At 68.5% G+C, this 18,686-nt stretch carries 23 protein-coding genes; 21 read left to right on the top strand and 2 right to left on the bottom strand.

What is annotated here, in order from left to right; all coding sequences use genetic code 11:
- Nucleotides 1-121: 121 nt before the first annotated feature.
- The 5 genes from PX554_RS20315 to PX554_RS20295 all read left to right on the top strand — a co-directional run bounded on the left by PX554_RS20315 (nucleotide 122) and on the right by PX554_RS20295 (nucleotide 3,517).
- Entirely contained in the window at nucleotides 122-907 is a 786-nt protein-coding gene (locus tag PX554_RS20315; protein WP_275504301.1) for a SapC family protein, read from the top strand.
- Between the two features lie 34 nt (nucleotides 908-941).
- A complete protein-coding gene (locus tag PX554_RS20310) occupies nucleotides 942-1,547 on the top strand; it encodes an OmpH/Skp family outer membrane protein (protein ID WP_275504300.1) in 606 nt (201 codons plus the stop codon).
- 16 nt (nucleotides 1,548-1,563) lie between these two features.
- Nucleotides 1,564-2,226, top strand: a complete 663-nt coding sequence (locus tag PX554_RS20305; RefSeq protein WP_275504299.1) for a hypothetical protein — start codon at nucleotides 1,564-1,566, stop codon at nucleotides 2,224-2,226.
- Nucleotides 2,227-2,248: 22 nt separating this feature from the next.
- Nucleotides 2,249-2,524: a DUF7662 domain-containing protein gene (locus PX554_RS20300; RefSeq protein WP_275504298.1), complete on the top strand. Its 276-nt coding sequence runs from the start codon at nucleotides 2,249-2,251 to the stop codon at nucleotides 2,522-2,524.
- Nucleotides 2,525-2,617: 93 nt separating this feature from the next.
- On the top strand, nucleotides 2,618-3,517 hold the full coding sequence (locus PX554_RS20295) for a lytic transglycosylase domain-containing protein (RefSeq protein ID WP_275504297.1): 900 nt from the start codon (nucleotides 2,618-2,620) through the stop codon (nucleotides 3,515-3,517).
- 9 nt (nucleotides 3,518-3,526) lie between these two features.
- Here PX554_RS20295 and PX554_RS20290 read toward each other — a convergent pair whose 3' ends face one another.
- Nucleotides 3,527-3,940 (bottom strand): XRE family transcriptional regulator, encoded by a 414-nt coding sequence (locus PX554_RS20290; protein ID WP_275504296.1) that lies wholly within the window; start codon nucleotides 3,938-3,940, stop codon nucleotides 3,527-3,529.
- A 235-nt stretch (nucleotides 3,941-4,175) separates the two neighbouring features.
- Entirely contained in the window at nucleotides 4,176-4,607 is a 432-nt protein-coding gene (locus tag PX554_RS20285; RefSeq protein ID WP_275504295.1) for a hypothetical protein, read from the bottom strand.
- Nucleotides 4,608-4,966: 359 nt separating this feature from the next.
- On the opposite strand from PX554_RS20285, the gene PX554_RS20280 reads away from it, so the two are divergent.
- The 16 genes from PX554_RS20280 to PX554_RS20205 are packed head-to-tail and all read left to right on the top strand — an operon-like array spanning nucleotide 4,967 to nucleotide 18,610.
- Complete coding sequence (locus tag PX554_RS20280) at nucleotides 4,967-5,287, top strand: TrbC/VirB2 family protein (protein ID WP_275504294.1); 321 nt, start codon at nucleotides 4,967-4,969, stop codon at nucleotides 5,285-5,287.
- A gap of 56 nt (nucleotides 5,288-5,343) precedes the next feature.
- Entirely contained in the window at nucleotides 5,344-5,634 is a 291-nt protein-coding gene (gene traL, locus PX554_RS20275) for a type IV conjugative transfer system protein TraL (protein ID WP_275504293.1), read from the top strand.
- A gap of 3 nt (nucleotides 5,635-5,637) precedes the next feature.
- On the top strand, nucleotides 5,638-6,207 hold the full coding sequence (locus tag PX554_RS20270) for a type IV conjugative transfer system protein TraE (protein ID WP_275504292.1): 570 nt from the start codon (nucleotides 5,638-5,640) through the stop codon (nucleotides 6,205-6,207).
- Nucleotides 6,204-7,007, top strand: a complete 804-nt coding sequence (locus PX554_RS20265) for a type-F conjugative transfer system secretin TraK (RefSeq protein WP_275504291.1) — start codon at nucleotides 6,204-6,206, stop codon at nucleotides 7,005-7,007. The genes PX554_RS20270 and PX554_RS20265 overlap by 4 nt, the downstream gene beginning before the upstream one ends.
- A complete protein-coding gene (locus tag PX554_RS20260) occupies nucleotides 7,004-8,329 on the top strand; it encodes a TraB/VirB10 family protein (protein ID WP_275504290.1) in 1,326 nt (441 codons plus the stop codon). The genes PX554_RS20265 and PX554_RS20260 overlap by 4 nt, the downstream gene beginning before the upstream one ends.
- Nucleotides 8,316-9,182 carry a DsbC family protein gene (locus tag PX554_RS20255; protein ID WP_275504289.1) on the top strand — a complete coding sequence of 289 codons (867 nt, stop codon included), beginning with the start codon at nucleotides 8,316-8,318 and terminating at the stop codon, nucleotides 9,180-9,182. Before PX554_RS20260 ends, PX554_RS20255 begins: the two co-directional genes overlap by 14 nt.
- Entirely contained in the window at nucleotides 9,179-9,934 is a 756-nt protein-coding gene (locus PX554_RS20250; protein ID WP_275504288.1) for a TraV family lipoprotein, read from the top strand. The genes PX554_RS20255 and PX554_RS20250 overlap by 4 nt, the downstream gene beginning before the upstream one ends.
- Nucleotides 9,931-12,513, top strand: coding sequence for a type IV secretion system protein TraC (gene traC / locus PX554_RS20245; RefSeq protein ID WP_275504287.1), 2,583 nt, complete (start codon nucleotides 9,931-9,933; stop codon nucleotides 12,511-12,513). The genes PX554_RS20250 and traC overlap by 4 nt, the downstream gene beginning before the upstream one ends.
- Nucleotides 12,514-12,517: 4 nt before the next feature.
- Nucleotides 12,518-12,994, top strand: coding sequence for a hypothetical protein (locus PX554_RS20240; protein WP_275504286.1), 477 nt, complete (start codon nucleotides 12,518-12,520; stop codon nucleotides 12,992-12,994).
- On the top strand, nucleotides 12,987-13,568 hold the full coding sequence (locus tag PX554_RS20235) for a type-F conjugative transfer system protein TrbI (protein WP_275504285.1): 582 nt from the start codon (nucleotides 12,987-12,989) through the stop codon (nucleotides 13,566-13,568). The genes PX554_RS20240 and PX554_RS20235 overlap by 8 nt, the downstream gene beginning before the upstream one ends.
- Nucleotides 13,549-14,073 carry a S26 family signal peptidase gene (locus tag PX554_RS20230; RefSeq protein ID WP_275504284.1) on the top strand — a complete coding sequence of 175 codons (525 nt, stop codon included), beginning with the start codon at nucleotides 13,549-13,551 and terminating at the stop codon, nucleotides 14,071-14,073. Before PX554_RS20235 ends, PX554_RS20230 begins: the two co-directional genes overlap by 20 nt.
- Nucleotides 14,073-14,714 (top strand): type-F conjugative transfer system protein TraW, encoded by a 642-nt coding sequence (traW, locus tag PX554_RS20225; RefSeq protein ID WP_275504283.1) that lies wholly within the window; start codon nucleotides 14,073-14,075, stop codon nucleotides 14,712-14,714. Before PX554_RS20230 ends, traW begins: the two co-directional genes overlap by 1 nt.
- The gene (locus PX554_RS20220) at nucleotides 14,714-14,989 is read left to right on the top strand and encodes a hypothetical protein (RefSeq protein WP_275504282.1); all 276 of its coding nucleotides are present in this window, start codon (nucleotides 14,714-14,716) and stop codon (nucleotides 14,987-14,989) included. The genes traW and PX554_RS20220 overlap by 1 nt, the downstream gene beginning before the upstream one ends.
- Nucleotides 14,986-16,008, top strand: coding sequence for a conjugal transfer pilus assembly protein TraU (traU, locus tag PX554_RS20215; protein WP_275504281.1), 1,023 nt, complete (start codon nucleotides 14,986-14,988; stop codon nucleotides 16,006-16,008). Before PX554_RS20220 ends, traU begins: the two co-directional genes overlap by 4 nt.
- A complete protein-coding gene (gene trbC / locus PX554_RS20210) occupies nucleotides 16,008-16,763 on the top strand; it encodes a type-F conjugative transfer system pilin assembly protein TrbC (protein WP_275504280.1) in 756 nt (251 codons plus the stop codon). Before traU ends, trbC begins: the two co-directional genes overlap by 1 nt.
- Complete coding sequence (locus PX554_RS20205) at nucleotides 16,763-18,610, top strand: conjugal transfer protein TraN (protein WP_275504279.1); 1,848 nt, start codon at nucleotides 16,763-16,765, stop codon at nucleotides 18,608-18,610. Before trbC ends, PX554_RS20205 begins: the two co-directional genes overlap by 1 nt.
- Nucleotides 18,611-18,686 lie beyond the last annotated feature (76 nt).

The raw sequence follows: 18,686 nt of genomic DNA, 5'->3' as shown, positions 1-18,686 counted from the left end.
AGGCCAGTGCCCGTTGGGGACTACAGGAATATGTAGTCCCCCGAAGCGTGGCCGGTTTCTAGGAAGCATCGGCGCGGCGCGTCCGATTGCGTCGTCGCCCCATGCAAGCAGCAGGATCTGGATGACCGAGACTTCCCCACCGCCGGCGCACCAGCCTTTGGCCGCCCGGTCGCTTGAGCCGCTTTCGCCCGAGCGGCATGCCGCATGGCGCCTGAAGACCGCCGATTTCGGCTTTGCGCGCGAGGCGCCGTTTATTCCGGTCGTGGTCAGCGAATTCGCCCGGGCCGCGCGCACCTATCCGATCGTCTTCTCGGCCTCCGATCCCTCGCCGCTCGCCTTGCTCGGGATCGACCGCGCCAATCTTTTCCTCGGCGATGCGTCCGGGGATGCCGCTACGCCCGGCATCGTCTGGCGGGAAGGCTATGTTCCCGCCTATGTCCGCCGCTATCCGTTCGGCTATCTGCGCGTCGGCGAGTCCGACCGGTTCGTTCTGGGCATCGATCCCGGATGCGAGGCGATCTGCACCGACGGGACCGAGGGACAGCCGCTGTTCGAGGACGGCGCGCCGGCGGCGATCGTCCAGACCGCGCTGGCCATCTGCCAGGCGTTCCAGGGGCAGGCGGAGGCCAGCATGGCCTTCGTCCGCGCGCTCGAGGACAGGGGATTGCTGGTCGAGCGCACCGCCGAACTGACGCTGGACGGCGGCGGCCGGCACCGGCTCACGGGTTTCAGGATCGTCGACCGGGCGAAGTTCGATGCGCTCGATGGACCCACGATCGTCGAATGGCACGCGAAGGGCTGGCTCGAGGCCGTCTCCTTCCATCTCGCATCGCTCGACCTGCTGGCCGCGCTGGTCCGCCGTCACGGCGACCTGCAGGCTGCATTGCCCGATCAGGTCGCCGCCTGAACGCCTGTTTTCCCTTGCAGAGGATTGCTTTCCCATGCGCCGCTTTCTGTTGCTGTCCATCGCGCTCGCTTCAACTGCCCCGGCCCGCGCCCAAACCGCGGGTCCGGCGCCTGCCACGGCGGGCCTGGGCGGGCCGCTGGTCGCGGGCGTCTGCCTCCTGTCGCGCGAGGCGGTGTTCGCCAACGCCAAGGTCGGTCAGGCGATGACGGCGCGGCTGCGGGAACTGGCGCAGCAGGCCCAGGCCGAGGTCGATGCCGAGCGGCGTCCGATCGAAGCCGATATTCGTGCGTTCAACGCCGAGTCCGCCCGGCTGTCCGCCGACCAGCGCCGGACGCGCGAGCAGGCGCTGGCCGCGCGCCTGCAGCCGGTCGATGCCAAGGCGGCGCAGCGCTCGCGTGAGATCGACGCGACGCGCGTCAAGGCGCTCGGCCGCGTTTCCACCGAGTTTCAGCCGGTCGTCGCGCAGGTCTATCGCCAGAAAGGGTGCGGCCTGCTGCTTGATCGCAACACGGTTCTTGGCGGCAATTTCGGCAACGACTTGACCGCCGCGGTCGTCCAGGGGCTCGATGCGCGCATCCAGACGATCAGCTTCGAGCGCGAGGTCCTGCCGCCGGCAGCTCCGGCGGCCCAGCGTCCCTAGAACATCGGTACGGGCGATGCGGCGGCTGCAGGGTAAGCAGGCATTGGAGCGGGGGGTTCACAACCCCACCGCGAGGCATGAGGAGTCTGACGGGAACGGGGCCGCGCCGGGGAGCTTCCTGATCAGCCTGACCGACGTCGCGCGGATCGTGATGTGGGTCGGGGACATCGATGAGGATGCCGAACGAACGGTATTGCAGCGCCTGCTCTATTTTTCGCGCCTCGATTTCCCGCTGGCGCGGGCGCGCGCCTACGCGCCGCGCTACCTCACGGTCGCGGCGCTGCTGAAGATCCTCGTGGCCTTCGAGCTGCAGCAAGCCGGGATGCCGCCGATCCGGGTCGTGCGCCTGGTCGAGACCGATTGGGAGGCGATGCGGCATGCCTTCGCGGCCGCCGGCAGCGCCTCCGGAGCCAGCGCGGCGCCCGTACTCATGCTGGCGCCGGTCGCGCTCGCCGAGATCGCGGTCATCAAGTCGACGGTCGAGGAGCCGCTGTCGGAGACGCTGGGATACACCGCCGATGCCGCCGTGCTCGCCGACGCCGCGCGCAAGCATGCACGGCTCGTGGTGATCGACAGCTATCGCCTCGTTGAGCGGCTGCGCGCGGCGCTGCGCCGGCTCGGCGGCCTGGTCGGACGCGACGCGGACAATCTGATCCGCGAATTCTGCCAGTCCGCATAGCAGGGTGAGCAAATATGATCCCTTGCGCCGCTTCCTGCGGCGGCGCTCGCGCGAGGATGCGGTCACGCTGCGCTTCGACGAGATCGAGCTGATCCTCGGCGCCATGCTGCCCAAGGCGGCGCGCGAGGCGGCCTGGTGGTCCAATGCGCCGCCCATGGGCCGGGGCTATGTACAATGCAGCGCCTGGCTCTCCGCCGGCTTCGAGGCCGAGTTGCTGGCCGGCGAGCGCGCGCGGTTTCGTCGCAAGGGGAGCGCGGGACTGCCGGCCGCGACGCAGGCCCTATGCCCAGTTGAATAGCGCCGGGACGGGCCGCGGGCGCAATCGGTCGCGATTGACAGCTCGATCGGGCCTGTTCTCAACTCTGCACAATTGCTGTGGAGAGTGCCTGCGATGCGATCCTTTCTTCGAGCCGTCACGGTCCTCCTTGCCCTTGGGATCGCGGCGACGTCCGCTGCCGGGACCGCGCAATCTCGCTCCGCCCAGGTCATCGCGATGGCGGCGGGGCAGGGGGCAGACGCCGCGCCACCATCCGATCGGCCGCCCGCGACGGGCGAGGCGATAGTGCCTGCGTCCGCCGAAGCGGCGTTCCGCGTCCATGATCTCAGCCGCCGGTGGGTCGAATATCAGATGGCCGACAGCTTCACAGGCGTCGCGGCCGAGGGAACCGGCGCGGCGCCGCCCGAAGCGGCTTCGGCCACGCCGCTTCCGCCGCCTGCCATTCCCATCCCCGCATGGATGCTCGGCGACCGGTTCCCGCAGACGCCCGTCGGCGACCCGGCCGGCTGCGCCGCCGGTCCCTATCGCCCGGCGGGCTTTCTTTCGGTCGACGCCGAGACGCGCCGGCGCGTCTATTACGACATGATGCGTGGTATCGCCTGCGAGCACGGCATTCCGGTCGGACTGTTCGATGCCCTGATCATCAACGAGAGCCGCTATCGCCCCGATGCCGTGTCGCACAAGAACGCGTTCGGACTGACGCAGCTCATGCCGGACACGGCGACCGGCCTCGGGGTCAATCGCTACGACATCCTCGACAATCTGCGCGGCGGCGCGCGCTACCTGCGCCAGCAGCTCGACCGGTTCAGGCAGCCGCATCTGGCGCTCGCGGCCTATAATGCCGGGCCGGGCCGGGTACGCGGCGGGGAAATGCCGCCATTCCCCAACACCCGGGCCTATGTACGCGACATATTGCTCGACTGGCGCCGTCTCGCGGGTGCGTCCCGCCCGGTAGACATGCCACCGGCCATCAAGGAGCCGGCGTCGCGCCATGCGGCGATGCTGATCTTCTGAGGCAGCGGATCAGATGGAGAAGTCGCTCAAGGTGGCGCGGCGCGTGGCGGTCGCGTTGATTTCCTCGACGACACGGCGAACGACCGCGCGGCGCAGCACGTCTGCCCAGCCGGGGCGCACCTCGGTGCCGTCGATCCCTTCGAGCGTTTCGAGCTCGTCGATGACGTTGAGCGGCAGCTCGCGGAACATGTTGCACAGCATCGCCACCACGCGCGCATAGCGTTCGGAGTAGAGCAGTTCGAAATCGCCGATCGTCTCCACCAGGATCACCGCCAATATCGGGTCGATCTCGAGTGCCGACAGGATCTTTCGGAACTCGGTGAGCCGCATCGTCGCGCGGCCTTTCCCCGTCCGCCGGTCGGGGTCGCCGTGCAGCAGCAGGCCGAGCCGGGTCTTGGCGATTCCGGTGCGGGTCGAGAGCACGCGAAGGCTCACTGCGCGCGAGCGCATCGCGTACCGGATCAGCGGTATATAGTCCTGTCCTTCGGCTTCATCCCTGGGCGGTGCCCGGCCGGAATCAGCCGATCCTGCCGTTTGCTCCATGGAGGCACTTGCTCCACGCCTTCGTGGGTTGGGCAGTCAATCATAAGCTGATGAGTGTGGCAAGCCGGACGGACAGGTTTCCGCTTTCGAATTCAGCCTGTTGCGGTGCAGCGGATCAAGGCGGGCAATCGTCCTCGACCCCGCGCGGCTCGCTTGCCGCATGGCTGCTGCGGCGCACCGCGAGGTCGGTGGCGCGCTCGGCGATATAGTCGAACAGCAGGATCGAGAGCGCATCGCCGACGGTCAGGTCGCCGCCCAGTTCCTGCGCCAGCCGCTTCTTCACGTCGATCAGCGAATTGGCGCTCGTCCGCGAGATATTGAGGTGGATCCGGATGCCGCCCTTGGTCGGCGTCGCCTCCAGATGCTCGCGCAAGGACACCAGATCCTCGACGCCGAGCCTCGGTTCGACCTGCAGGCGGTCGGTGACGAGCTTGGCCAGCGTCTGGTAGCGACGTGTTTCATTAGACCGCAAGCGAATGCCCTCGGTCGTGAGCAGGAAGAGGTGTTCCGAGATATCGAGAGCGTAGGCGCGTGTACGGCCCGTCATTCCTGCCTCTGCTTGCGGTGGGTCCTCTTTTTGAAACCGGCCGGATGTCGGGAGCATGACAGCCCCGCACCGAATCGGTTTCGACTGCACGTCAGTCTAGCCCGAGTCGGGGTCGTCCCCCAACAAGGGACGCACGATCCATAGTTTCAGGACGGCACGTCCCGAAAGTCGGGACAGCCTGTCCCGTCCGCCAGGCATCGCCGTCCCGAAATCGCGGACGAGGCAAAAATAATCGGCCCTCGCTCGGCCCGATTCGCGGCGCGGCCGCAGCCTCGCATTGCGTGGGCGTCTCCACGGGCGAAGTTCCTTTCCGGGGGCAGCAAAGCACCCGCCTCATCTCGCCTGGAAGGAATTCGCTCATGCAGCTGACCTATGACCGGAAAAGAGCCTTGGAATACGCCCTGTTCCTCGCCGCGATGCTCGCGCTCGCCATGGTGCTGTTCGCCGGCGCCGCCCATGCCGGCGCCGACACCACCTTCGACACAGCCCTCACCAAGTTCACCGATTTTCTCGAAGGCTCCGGCGGAAAGATCATCACCGTCCTCAGCCTCGCGGGCGGCATCGTCGCGCTTGCCTCGGGCCGCTTCTCGCTCTCCCAGGTCGCCATTCCGGTCGGCGTCGGCGTCGGCGCCGGGACCGGTATTCCGATCGTCACCTCGACCGTGACGGCCACCATCTGAATCGCGGCATTTTTCCCGGCGCCGTCTTGCGGGCGTCGCCGGGCAGGGGGTGGCGTATGGCAGCAGACCGCTATGTCGTTCCGCAGCATCTGGACGATCCCGAGCTGATCGGGCTCTGGACGCTGGATGAAGCCCTCGCGATGGTCATTCCCTTCGTCGCGGGCATCCTGACCCAGCATATCCTCATTGGCACATTCTTCTCGTTTGCCGGCTGGTGGGGCCTCAAGAAAGCGAAGTCAGGGCGGAGGGCATCCGGGCTGCTCCATCTGGCCTACTGGTATTTGCCGGCGGGATTCATGGGCCTCCGGGCCACGCCGCCCTCCCACCTCCGGCTGATGGCGGGCTGAGCGATGGACCTCGCCCACAGCCACGCCCTCGGCCAGCGCGTGCTGCGCCAGCGCAACCTGCTGGCCCTGCTCGCCGCCGGCCTGGGCGCACTCAGCCTGATCCTCCTCCTCGTGGCCGGCACCCGCGACCGCGAAGTGGTCCTCCAGCCGCTCTTGACCTCGCCGGTGACGATCTCGAGCTCGGGCGTGTCGAAGGACTATCTGGAGATGATCACGCGCGACGTCGCCGTGCTCACGCTCAACCGCAGCCCCCAGAATCTCGACTATTGGCTCCAGTCGGTGCTGGCGATCGCCCACCCGCGCGCGCAGGGCCAGCTCAAGGCCGAGCTTCTCAAGATCGTGGAGGAGCAGCGCGGCTCGAGCATCGTCCAGGTCTTCACCATCCGCTCGATGCGCGTCGATCCGCACGCCCTCGTGTCGCAGGTGACGGGCGAACTCATCACCATCGTCGGCAACAAGGTGGTTTCCCGGGAAGCCCGGACCTTCCGCTACACCTGGGAATATACCGGCCTCAGCCTGAAGCTCGTCGGCTTCGGCATGGTGGCGGCCGACCAGCAGGACAAGCAATCATGATGTCGGTCTGCCTCATCGCCGGTATGGCCGCCGGCTGCGCCTTTCTCTCGCGCATCGACTGCCACGCGAGCCGCACGACCGGCGCGGTCCTGGTTGGCGGTTCGCTCCTCATCATGGCATCCCCCGCTTTGGCCGACCAGACGGTGATGGCTGCCGACAGCGCCCAGGTCGATTGCACCGCATCCGCGCGCGATCTCACCCGGATCAGCCTGGTCGAGGACCAGTTCGCATCGGTATCGAAGGTGTCGTCCGGCTCGGCGCAGGACGATTTCACGGTCGTCAACGAGCCGCTGCGCGGCGATATCTATCTGAGCGTGCCTGAGGGCTATGGCCGCCCGTCGCTGTCCTTCTTCGGCACGACGCGGCGCGGCTATGTCTACAAGTTCGTCTGCCGGATCGACGGTGACGATGCGCGCCAGGTCTTCGTCAGCAATCCCGCGATCGCCCGCGGCGACGCGGAGGGCGCGCGCCATGAGCGCGCAGGGCCGCGCGAGGCCGCCGTCGCGCTCATCCGCGCCATGTACGGCGGCGGGGTGATCGACGGCTACGAGATGCGGCAGCGCTCGCTCGCGCCCGCCAATATCGGCGCCCTCAAGGTCCAGCTCATCGCCGAATATCGCGGGGAGATGCTGAACGGCCGGGTGCTGCGCATCGAGAACAAGGGCCGCGACACGATGACGCTCGACAGCAAGGTCATCGCGCCCGCGAGCGCGCTCGCCGTATCGGTGGCCGAGCCCGAGCTCGCCCCCGGCCGCGTCACCACCGCCTATCTCGTCTGGCAGAATGGGAGCAGCCAATGAGCCTGCGGGCACTCCTGCGCCGCCGCGCCGCTTCGGCGCCGGCCGGAACCGACGATGTCAGCCCGGTCGCGCCCGAACTCGGGCTCAACGATGCGGTCCGCAAGCGCCAGCGCATGCTGCTGGCGGGCGCGGGGATCGCCGGGATCGCGCTCTCGAGCCTCTGGATCTTCTCCGGCGGCGAGGGCGACACGGCCAAGGGGGACAAACAGACCGCCGAGGTCGAGGTGTCCACCGCCGATCTCGTCAATCGCAATCTCTCCGACCGGGAATGGATGGCGCTTTCAGAAAACCGCTTCCAGTCGACCGAGAACCAGCTGCGCGCGATGGGCGCGCAGCAGCAGCGCGTCGACCAGCTCGCCCAGCAGGTCGAGCAGCTGCGCGGCGCGAACCAGGCGATGGCCGCCGACGGGCAGCGGGTCTTGTCCGCCTACCAGGCCGAGAACGAGCAGCTGCGGCGCCAAGTCGCCGAAGCGCGCGCGGCACCCGCGCCGGCGCCCGGCCCGACCGCGCTCTACGGTTCGGGCGCGCCGCCCCTCTATCAGCGCCCCGGCGACGCCGCGCCGCCTGCCGGCGGCGCTCCGGCGGCATTGCACGCGAGCGAGGTCAAGCTCGTCTCCTTCACCACCGGCGAAGGTGGCGCGGCGACCCGCGCGCCGGCGGGCAACACGGTCTATTCCAACAGCCCGAACTATCTGCCCCCCAACAGCTTCGCCTCAGCGCGCGTGATCGTCGGCGTCGATGCGAGCGCCGGGGTCAACAGCCAGACCGATCCGCTGCCGGTCGTGCTGCGCGTGACCGGCCCGGCGCGGTCGGTCTTCGACAAGGGGCGGCTGCTCACCACCAGCATCGAGGGCTGTCTCATCAACGGCGCGGCGCGCGGCGAGCTCAGTTCCGAGAAGGTCTATGTGAAGCTCCAGCGCATGACCTGCCCGCAGCCCGGCGGTCGCTATGCGGTGAGCGAGGTCAAGGGTTTCATCGCCTATGCTGGCAAGACCGGCGTGCGCGGCCGCGTCGTCAGCCGCGAGGGCTCGCTCGTCACCCAGGCCTTCATCGCCGGCCTGTTCGGCGGGTTCGGCCGCGGCTTCTCTGCCAATGCCAACAGTTTCCTGCAAGGGACCAACATCACCACCAACGGCCGCCGCGAGCAGCTTTCCGCCGGCGACATCCTGCAGGGTGGGTTCGGCGAGGGCGTGTCCCAGACCGGCGACATGGTGTCCAAATATCTGATCGAGCGCGCCGAGCAATATCAGCCGGTGATCGAGATGCCGACCGGCATCGACGTCGAGATCGTCTTCCTGGAGGGTGTCTATGTCCGCAACTAGCCGATGGGCGGCGCTGCGCCGGACCCGTCTTCCGCTTCGTCCCCTGTCTGCTATCGCCGGCGTCGCCGCGCTCGGCGCCGCCGGCCTCGCGCTCGCGGGCGGGTTCGGCGATTCCGGTGCCGATGTCATGGCGCGGCTGAAGGAACGGCTGCCGAAGACGCAGATCACCAAGCTCGACTGCGGCAAGCTCGCCGGACTGTGCGAGGTCACCGCCGGCAGCAACCTCTTCTATGTCGATCATGGCGGGCGCTATCTGGTCATCGGCCGCGTCTACGACATGGAGACGCGCAAGGACCTGACCGCGGCGCGGCTGCTGGAGATCAACCCGGACATGCTGCTGGGCGGCGCCGCCGGCGCCGGCCGGGGCAGGGAGGCCGATGCCGGTGCCGAACTGGGCGCGCGGGCCGCCGCCGCGCCCGCGGCGCCGCGCACCGTCTCGGTCGCCGGTCTGCCGAGCGACGGCGCGATCGTCTGGGGGAAGTCGGGTGCGCGCGACACGGTGACGATCTTCACCGATTTCCGCTGCGGCTATTGCCGCGCGCTGCACGAGGCCCTCTCGGCGATGGACGTGCGCGTGGTCGAGCGCCCCATCTCGATCCTCGGCAGCCGCGATCTCGCCAACCAGGTCTATTGCGCAAGGGACAAGGCGGCGGCGGTTCGCGCGGCCTATGGCGGCCGCGACGTCGCCGGCAGCGGGCGCTGCAATACCTCGGGCCTCGACGCCAACGAGCGTTTCGCGCGCGAGCATGGCTTCGGCGGCACGCCGGTGATCGTCAGGTCGGACGGCGCGATGCTCGAAGGGTTTCGCCCCAAGGAGTTCCTCGCCCGCTGGCTGGCGGAGGGACGCTCGTGAGCGCGCGCGCCACCCGCCCCGCGCTCGGGCGCATCGACCGCGCGCTGCTGCCGATTGCCGCGCTCGCCGGCCTTGGCGGCTGCACGTCCTTCCTCGGCGGCAATGTCCGCGGCGACTTCCTGTGCCGGGCGCCCGGCGGCACCTGCGCGCCGAGTGCGATGATCGACGACCAGGCGCTTGGCGTGATCGCGCCGCCCGAGGAGGCGCGGGCCGAAGCGCCTCCCTTGCCCGAGCGCCGGTCGGCGGGCGTGCGCGCGGCATCCGCCGCGCCCGCGCGCTCCCGCGAGAAGGTTCTTCGCATCGTCTTTTCGCCCTATATCGACGAGCAGGGATGGCTGCACGAAGCAAGCGCCGTCCATGCCGTCGTCGAGCAGGGCGACTGGCAGATCCCGGCGGCTCCGGGCGACGCAGCGGCAGCGCTGGCTGGCCCCGGCCAGACGCTCGCCGATGCGGTCGACCGGCCGATGGCCGCCGAGGCGCCGGCGGCGGTCGCTTCCGATCCCCCGTCGGAAGCGGCCGTCGCCGCTGCGCGGGCACGCGCCCCGACCAGCGTCGAGGCGATCCGGGCCGATGTCGAGGCACGGATCGCCCAGCGTCGCGCCGAAGCAGCATCCGGGCAAGCCGCCCCGTCCACGCCGCCGCCCGCATCTGTCCCGGCCGCGCCGCCCCAGGCAACTCCGGCTCCGCCCGATGGCGTGGCGCCGGTCGTCCGCGCCGGAACCTTCCCGTCCGGCATGGAGGATCCGCAATGACGGATCGCGCGGGCCTGTTCGACGGGCTCCTTGCCCGGCTGTTTGGCGAGCAGAGGGCGCCGGATCGCACCCGGCCCGACCTCGCCGTGCCGATGCTCGCGCATTGGCTGCCCTATCGCAGCTACGACCAGAAGACGGGGCTGTTCTACAACTCGGCGTCACGCGGGTTCGTCGTCGAGGCCGCGCCGATGGTGGGATCGACCGAGCGGACCGGCGAGATCCTTGCCCAGTTCCTTTCCGAAGGCGTGCCGTCACCGGGCTGCGTCCAGTTTACCCAGTGGATGAGCCCGCGCGTCGGCGAGCGCCTCTCCCAATGGTATCTGCCGCGCTATGCAGCGCGCGGCGTCTATGAGCGGATGGCGCGCCATCGCACCGAGTTCCTGACGGACGGCGTCTGGCAATCGCTGTCGGCCGACGCGCCCTTCTCCTTACGCAACCACCGCGTCCTCGTCTCACTCTCCTTCCCCGAAAGCGCGTCCATCTCGGTCGAGGACATCGTCGGCGTGCGCGAGAGCCTCATGTCCACCCTGCAGTCCGTCAATGTCGGCGCCCGCGCGCTCGATCCGGTCGCGCTCATCGCCTGGGTCGACGATCTCACCTCGCCGACGACGGCGGCGGGCGACGACGCGCTCTCCTACAACGCGCTCGATCCGATCGCCGAGCAGGCGGTCAGGCGCGATATCGAACTCCGCATCGAACCCGACCGGATGCTGCTGCGCACCGAGCGGTTCCGCCCGACCGGCGCCGATATCGACGGCGCCCCCGAGATCGGCGAGATCTATCCCGACACGTTCGACGTCCGCTCTTTTTCGGTCCGCAACCTGCCAACCCGCTGGGCGCCCTGGGATGTCGCCCGCCTGATCGGCGACATGTTCACCGACAAGCTGCGCATGCCCTGCCCGGTGGCGACGACGCTCTGCCTCGAATTTCCCGACGCCGATGCGCTGTCGGGGCGGGCGAGCTACAAGTTCATGCGCACGACGAGCCTCGCGGACTCGCAGTCGGCGCGCTTTCTGCCGCAGCTGCGCGAACAGTCGCGCGAATGGCAATATGTCCAAGAGGAGCTGCGGCAAGGACGCAAGCTCGTCCGCGTCTTCTACGGCGTCACCGCGATCTCGCCGCTGGGCCGTGGCGATGCCGACGAGCGGGTCCTGAAATCGGTCTATCGCGCGGCGGGCTGGGATCTGCACGACGATCGCTACCTGCAGATGATGGGCCTGCTCTGCGCCATGCCGATGACGCTCGGCAACGGCCTCGCGCGCGACCTCGACCGCATGAAGCGCATGCGCACCATGCTCACCACCACCGCGGCGAGCCTGGCCCCGCTCCAGGGCGAATATTTGGGCGGCGCGGTGCCGCACCTGCTGCTGGTCGGGAGGCGCGGCCAGCCCTTCTTCTGGAGCCCGTTCCAGAACGCCGCCGGCAACCACAATGTCGCGGTGTTCGGCAAGTCGGGATCGGGCAAGTCGGTGTCGCTCCAGGAACTGTGCGCGGCCTTGTGCGGTGCCGGCGCCCGCGTGGTGGTGATCGACGACGGCCGCTCATTCGAGCACAGCGCCAAACTCCAGGGCGGCGCCTTCGTCGAGTTCACGATGAGCTCGGGATTCTGCCTCAACCCCTTCGGCATGATCGACCCCGAGCGGGCCGCGGACGATCCCGACTATCTGCTCGACTGCATGGCGATGCTGAAGGCGATCGTCGGCCAGATGGCCCGGCATATCGATCGCCTCAACGACACCGAACGCGGGTTGATCGACAGTGCGGTGAACTCGGTCTGGGCGGCGAAGGGCAGGAACGCGGGGATCGACGACCTGATCGCCGCGCTCACGGACAGCGGCAACCCGCTCGCGGCCGATCTCGCGATCGCGATGGGTCCGTTCGGCAGCCGCGGCACCTATGGCGGCTTCTTCGTCGGCGAGGTGTCGTTCGAGCTTTCGGCGGGGCTGACCGTGTTCGAGCTGTCGGACCTGTCGTCGCGCGAGGAGCTTCGCTCGGTCGTCCTCACCGCGATCATGTTCCTCTCGAGCCAGGTGATGCGCCGCATCGACCGGGCCATCCCCAAGATGCTTCTGATCGACGAGGCCTGGCAGCTCCTCAAGGGCGGGGCGATGGCCGATTTCGTCGAGGTCTATGCCCGGACCTGCCGCAAATATGGCGCCAGCCTGGTGACGGCGGCCCAGTCCCTGAACGACTATTACAAGGCGAGCGGCGCGGTGGCGGCGCTCGAGAACAGCGACTGGTTCGTCATCCTCGAGCAGAAGGAGGAGACGATCGCCGATCTGCGCAAGCACGAGCGGCTGGCGCTCGACGACTATGCCGACGCGCTGCTGCGGTCCCTGAAGCGCCACGGCACCGAATATTCCGACATCATGATAAAGGGACCGGACACGCTGGCGATCGGCCGTCTCGTGCTCGATCCCTTTTCGGCCACGCTTTATTCATCGAGCCCCCGCACCTTCGCGGCGGTCGAGACGCTGGTCGCGCGCGGCTTTCCCATCGACGAAGCGATCGAACAGGTCGCTTTCCCCTTGAGCGACGAGGCAGCCGCCGACGGCGATGCCCGCCAGGCAGCGGAGTAGCAGGATGGCGACACAGTATAGTCCCGAATTCGCGCGTGCCGATCGCAAGCCGGCGCCGGATCGCCGCCCGCGCGGGGTCGGCGTCCTCCTCCAGAACTGCCTGGAGGCCGAAGCGTCGGGCGCGCCGGCGAGCGATCCCGTAGCGGCAAAGGGCGGGGACGCGCCCGGTCCCCGGCGTCTCGGGATCGGCGACATGATCCATTTCTTCCTGCATCTGCTGGGCGTCGTCATTTCCTCCCAGCTGATCGTCTGGGGCATGTTCTTCCTGCTGTTCCTGCTGCTCGGCAACGCCTCGATCGACGGGATGATGCACCAGCTCGCCAACCTCTCGACCCGCTATGTCGCGGCCGGCCTCGACCGGCAGATGCAGTTCAAATGGATCTTCGCGGCGGCCGACCTTCTGCTATGCGCCGGCGTCCTCCTCCTGCGCTGGCGCCATCTTCTGCCGCCCGAGCGCCCCGGAGCGGCGAGCGATGTCTGAGCGCGAACCCGAGCTGGACCTTCCCCATCCCGTGCTTCCGGCGCGTACCGCGAGCACGGGGCTCGCCGGCTTCACCCGCGGCCAGCTCCTCTGCGGCGTCCTCGTCATCGCCGCGCTCGTCTGGGCGATCTGGGTCACCCACGCGATTCTTGCCCGAGCCGACCGGCGGCAGGACATCGTATCGGTGCGGCTGTCGTCGATCGTCGGCGAATATGTCCAGGCGCAGGCGCGCAGCGCCGCTCCGCCCGAACGGGTCGAGGCCGAGATGCGCCGGTTCATGGCAGCGCTCGACCGGCAGCTCGAACGGCGCGGCGCGCAAGGGCAGATCGTTCTCGTCGGCGAGGCGGTGCTGAGCCGCAACGTGCCCGACGTGACCGACGATCTGCGCCGCGCCGTCTATGCGTCGGGGATCGCGATGCCGCAGGGTGGGCCGGTTGCTCCGCCCGCCGCCGCGCCGGCCGCAGTCGGCGGCGCCATGCCGGGCGCTGCCGTTCCCGCTGACGCGCTGCCGCCGTCGCCGTTCAAGGGCATGGCGGGATCCGAAGGAACGGGCGATGCCGGCGGCGCGAACTGAGCCCTTCCGCCCGCGCTGGCGCCTGTGGATCCTGGGCGCGGCGTCTTTATGGGCCTGTCTGGCCCTGGGGGCGCTCGCAGCCTGGCGCGACGGCCATGCGCTTTTGATCAATGCAAGCGACTCGCTGCCCAACTGGGCCTTTTTCATCGAACGCAACAAGGCGCCGGTGCGCGGCGACTATATCTTCTTCGATCCTCCGGCCTCGGCGCTGCTCACGAGGCATTTCGGGAAACGCGCGGGACCGTTCGGCAAGCGCGTCATCGGCCTGCCGGGCGAGCGCGTCGAGCATCGCGGCGCCCTCGTCCTCGTCGCGGGCAGGGTGGTTGCGCATATGAAGCCACGCACCCGTCTGGGCGAGCCGCTCACGCCCGGTGCGACCGGCATGATCCCGCAGGGCTGCTATTATGTCGGGACCGATCATCCCGACGGGTTCGATTCGCGCTATGCCGAGATCGGATTCATCTGCCGCCGCCGGATCATCGGGACCGGGAGCGCGATCCTGTGATGCGCCGCCGCGCCCGCGCCGGTGCCGCCGTCCTGCTGGCGTTGCTCGGCCTGTCATCAAGCCAGGCGCGGGATCTCGGCGTCCTCGGCCAGACCTTCCCGATCGTCGAGCCGGACCTTTTGGCGACGATCGAGGCGAAGCTTCGCCGCCTTGAACAGACCGGCGGGATCGCGGCGGCCAATGCCGAGTTCGCACGGCGCGCCGAGCGGCACGTCCGCAGGCCGAGGCCCGTCGACGGCATCGCCCATGCGACCGAGGCGCGCAGCTGGACCTTCGATCCGGCGATCACGCTCGAGAGCGATATCCGCGATCACAAGGGCAACCTGATCGCGGCGCGCGGTGCGCGCGTGAACCCGCTCGATTTCGTGACGGTTCGCCAGGATCTCGTCTTCGTCGACGGCGACGATGCCCGGCAGATGGACTGGGCGACCGCCACCTATGGCGACGCCAAGGCGAAAATCATCCTGGTGGCGGGATCGCCGATCGATGCGATGACGGCACGGCGGCGGCGCTTCTATTTCGACCAGGAGGGCCGGCTCACCGCGCGGTTCGGCATCCGCCACGTTCCCGCGATCGTCACCCAGGACGGCAAGGCGATGCGGGTGCGCGAGGTGCCTCTGAAGCCGAAGGGGGCGGGATGATGCCGCTCTGGCTCGATCTTTTGCGCACGCCCATGGCGGCGCCGGAGACGCCGGCGCTCAGGCGCTGGCGCCTGTGCTGGCTCGGGCTTTGCGTCGCGCTGGCCGGATCGATCCTTGGACGGGCTCTCTTGCACGTTGCGATCGGGCGCGGCGCATCGGCGGCGGTGGCCGGCCTGCTGCTCGCGGTGGTCCTGGTCGGCCTCATCTACTGGCGCCGGAAGCTGGCGGCCGACCGGGACTGGCTCGACCGCATGGGACAGGAGCCGGACGCATGAGCCGGGTCCGTCCGATCCTCCTCATGGCCCTGCTTGTCCTCGCAGGCCTGGCCTTCGCCCCCGGCGGCGCCCGCGCGGCCAGCCCCACTTGCAACGGCAAGTTCGTGAACCCGGTGACCGACGTGTGCTGGAGCTGCCTCTTCCCTCTGTCGATCGGCGGCCTCAAGATCTGGCCGAGCGGCCGGCCCGACACCAACAATCCCGCCTCGCCGATCTGCGCCTGCGCCGATCCCCTGCCGCGCATCGGCATCTCCGCGGGCTTCTGGGAGCCGGTGCGGCTTGCCGATGTGTCGATGAAGCCCTGGTGCTTTCCCAATCTCGGCGGCCTGCGGATCGCGCCTGGCCTCGACATCGGCCAGGGCTATATGGCCGGCCCCTCGATGGTCGGCGGGCGGGCCCAGTCGACCGCCAAATGGCATGTCCACTGGTATGTCTATCCGCTGCTCTACTGGCTGGAGATTCTGACCGACTTCCTGTGCTTCGAGCAGGCGAGCTTCGACATCGCCTACATCACCGAGATCGATCCGCTCTGGCAGGACGACACGCTCACCGCGCTGATCAATCCCGAAGCCGTGGTGTTCGCCAATCCGCTCGCCGTCGCCGCCTGCGCGGGCGACTGCGTGGCCGCGACCGCCCATCTTCCCCTCGACAGCCTGTTTTGGTGCGCTGGCTGTCAGGGGTCCATGTATCCGCTCAACGGCAACATCCCCGCGAGCATCGGCCATGTGCAGTCCTCGCGCCTCGCTCTGTCGCGCTTCGCCTACAAGATGCACCGGCAAGGCCTCGCCTGGGGAACGATGGGCTCCAAGGGCCTGTGCGAGAAATATCTGATGCCGATCATGCGCAAGCAGCAATATCGCATCCAGATGGTCAATCCGATCCCGACCGTGTCGGGGCGTTTCGCCTGCTCCGCGATCGGAGCCTCGACCATGCCGCCCGACGCGGGGCGCGCCTATCCCGCCGGCGGCGAGGACATGGGCTATCTCGTCTGGCGCAAACGAAACTGCTGCGTGCTGTGATGAAAAGGACGCACCTTCTTCTCGCCGGCCTCAGCGCTCTCGCGGGATTAAGCGGCCTGTCCGCGCTGCTTGCCCAGAGCGTCGATGGCCTCGACCTGGAAGCGGTCCGCAAACGCGCCGCCGAGCTGCGCGCGGACGCCGAGACCTTCGCCGATCATGTCCGCAACCGGGGCGAAGCGCATCGCGCCGAAGCCGAGCAGCTGCGCACCGAGGGTATGGAAACCCTGCGCGATCTGGCGGGCGTCGAGCTGCCGGCGGGGCCGTCCGGCCCGGTCGATTTCGACGAGCTCGTCACCGGCGCCGGCGCCAATGCCGCGGCGCCCAGGGGCGAGGCGCCGCAATTGATCGTCTTCGCTTCCTTGTCGATGCCCGAAGCCTCGCTCAAGCGCCTGATCGCCGACACCGCGCGAGCACGGGGCGTGGTCGTCTTTCGCGGCTTCCCGGACAATAGCGCGAAACGCTTCACCGCGGCGATCGCCAGACTGGTCAGGGACGAGGCGGGCTCCGCCGCGATCGGCATCGATCCGCGCCTCTTCCGTGCGTTCGAGGTGCAGGCGGTGCCGACCTATGTCGCCGTCTCCAGCGATTTCGACCTGTGCGAAGGATTCTCCTGCAAGACGCAGGTTCCTCCCTTCGACCGGCTCGTCGGCAATGTGACGCTCGACTATGCCCTGTCGGCCTTTGTCGAGGGGCGGGGATCCGGAGCGGCGGTTGCCAGTGTCGCGCTCGCCAATCTCCGGCGGGAGGCGCCGTGATGCGCCCTCATCGCCTCGCCGCCCTGCTCGTCATGCTGACCGCCCTGCCGGTGATCGGGCAGACGACGCGCGAGCAGGCCCGCGAGGAGGGTCGGACGCTCGCCGAGGAGGCCAGGAAGAACGGCGCCCTCGTCCCGAGCGAGGAGAGCCAGGCCGAGGTCGTCCCCGGCTATGCCGGGACGACCCTGCCTCAATCGACCTATTTCGACGATCCCGACAAGCTGGTTTCGGATGCCAGCGCGGCGGCGGTCTCGAACGACAGCTATCGCACTGTCACCGACCCGGACAAGCTGCGGCCGACCTTCGGCAACGCCGAGATCCTCGCGACGACGCATCGCGCGACCGCGATCGAGAACGACCCCTCGACCTATCTCGAGGGCGAATCCTATGGCGGCACGGCCGGGAGCTGCACGCCCTTGCCGCCTTCGGCCGGCGCCGAGGGCTATTATGAGGCGAGCTGCAACACCGGCACCAAGGTCGAGAGCGCCTATCGCTACTGCCAGGTTCCGCTCGTCGCGGAGGGTGGCGGGGCGTCCGCCTACCACTATTATGTCGCCGGCGACACCGTCTATGGCGCGCCGTTCCCGCGCGAAGGGAGCTTCACGGCAGCGCTGGCCGCCGGAACGTGCCGGGCAACGGGCAAGTCGCTCGGCGGATGTCCGGCGAGCACCGCCGTCGGCCTCGACCCGAACAAGTTCTGCGGCGACTATTCTGTCCGCGAGATCGTCTGCTCCGCCGAAATGTCGGTATCGGCCGGGCCGGGGACATTCATCATGCCGATCACCGGACAGCATTGGTTCGCCCGGGAAGCCGGCGGCGAGCCCGAACTCCACCAGGACGAAAGCGCCTGCGCGGCCTATGCGGGCAATGCGCAATGCTCCCGGCAGATCGACATTTGCACCGAAGGCAACGAAACCAGGATCATCAACGGCGTCCCCGTCAACCAGAACTGCTGGGCATGGCGGCGCGAATATTCGTGCAACGAGCTGAAGCCGGCCGATGATTGCTCGGACCTCGAAGGCAATGCCGCCTGCACCTTCGATCGGAACGAATGCCTGGACGAGGATCCCGGCGGCGGCCCCTGCAAGGTCACGGAGAAGGTCTATCGCTGTCCGGTGCCGGGCGGCCCGGCTGCGTCGGACAAGCAATATATCTGCGGGGACGACGTCTATTGCATCAACGGCGATTGCGAGCCGATCGTCCGCGAGGCCTCGACCGAGTTCAAGGACGCGCTGGTGGCGCTCCATGCCCTCGGCCAGGCCGGCGACGAGTTCGATCCCGCGAACCTGACCGTCTTCTCAGGCGAACGCGATACCTGCCACAAACCCGTGTTCGGGCTGATCAATTGCTGTGCGGGCAAGGTGTCGGGCCTGCTCACGGTCGGCGCGGGCGCCGCGGCGCTCGCGGGCGGCCCTGCGGCGATCGCGGCCGTGGCGACGCCGTTCCTGACGCTGTTCGCCTGCTCGACCGAGGAGAAGATGCTCGACATCAAGGACCGCATGGGCTTCTGCCACAATCTCGGCACTTATTGCTCATCGAGTTTCCTCGGCATCTGCTCGACCAAGCGCACCGCCTATTGCTGCTTCGAGAGCAAGCTCTCGCGCATCTTGCAGGAACAGGGCCGCGTCCAGCTCGGCAAGCCCTGGGACAGCGCCAAGAAAGAGCAATGCAAGGGCTTCTCCATCGACGAGTTTGCCCGGCTCGACCTGTCGAAAATGGATTTCACGGAGGTCTATGCCGAGTTCATGGACGCGGCGAAGCTGCCCGACGAGATCGAGACGATCGCCGACATCCAGTCGAAGATCACCAACTATTACGAGCTTCATGGAGCGCCCGGTGGACCCTGACCGCATCCGCATGCCGGCGGGCCGGCACGGCCGTTCCTCGAACCATCGCACTGTGTGCGTCCTGTTGGCTCTGGCG

Source organism: Sphingomonas pollutisoli, assembly GCF_029167165.1.
Taxonomy (GTDB): domain Bacteria; phylum Pseudomonadota; class Alphaproteobacteria; order Sphingomonadales; family Sphingomonadaceae; genus Sphingomonas; species Sphingomonas pollutisoli.
The sequence above is the reverse complement of the archived record's forward strand: the minus strand, read 5'-3'. Positions and strand labels throughout refer to the sequence as shown.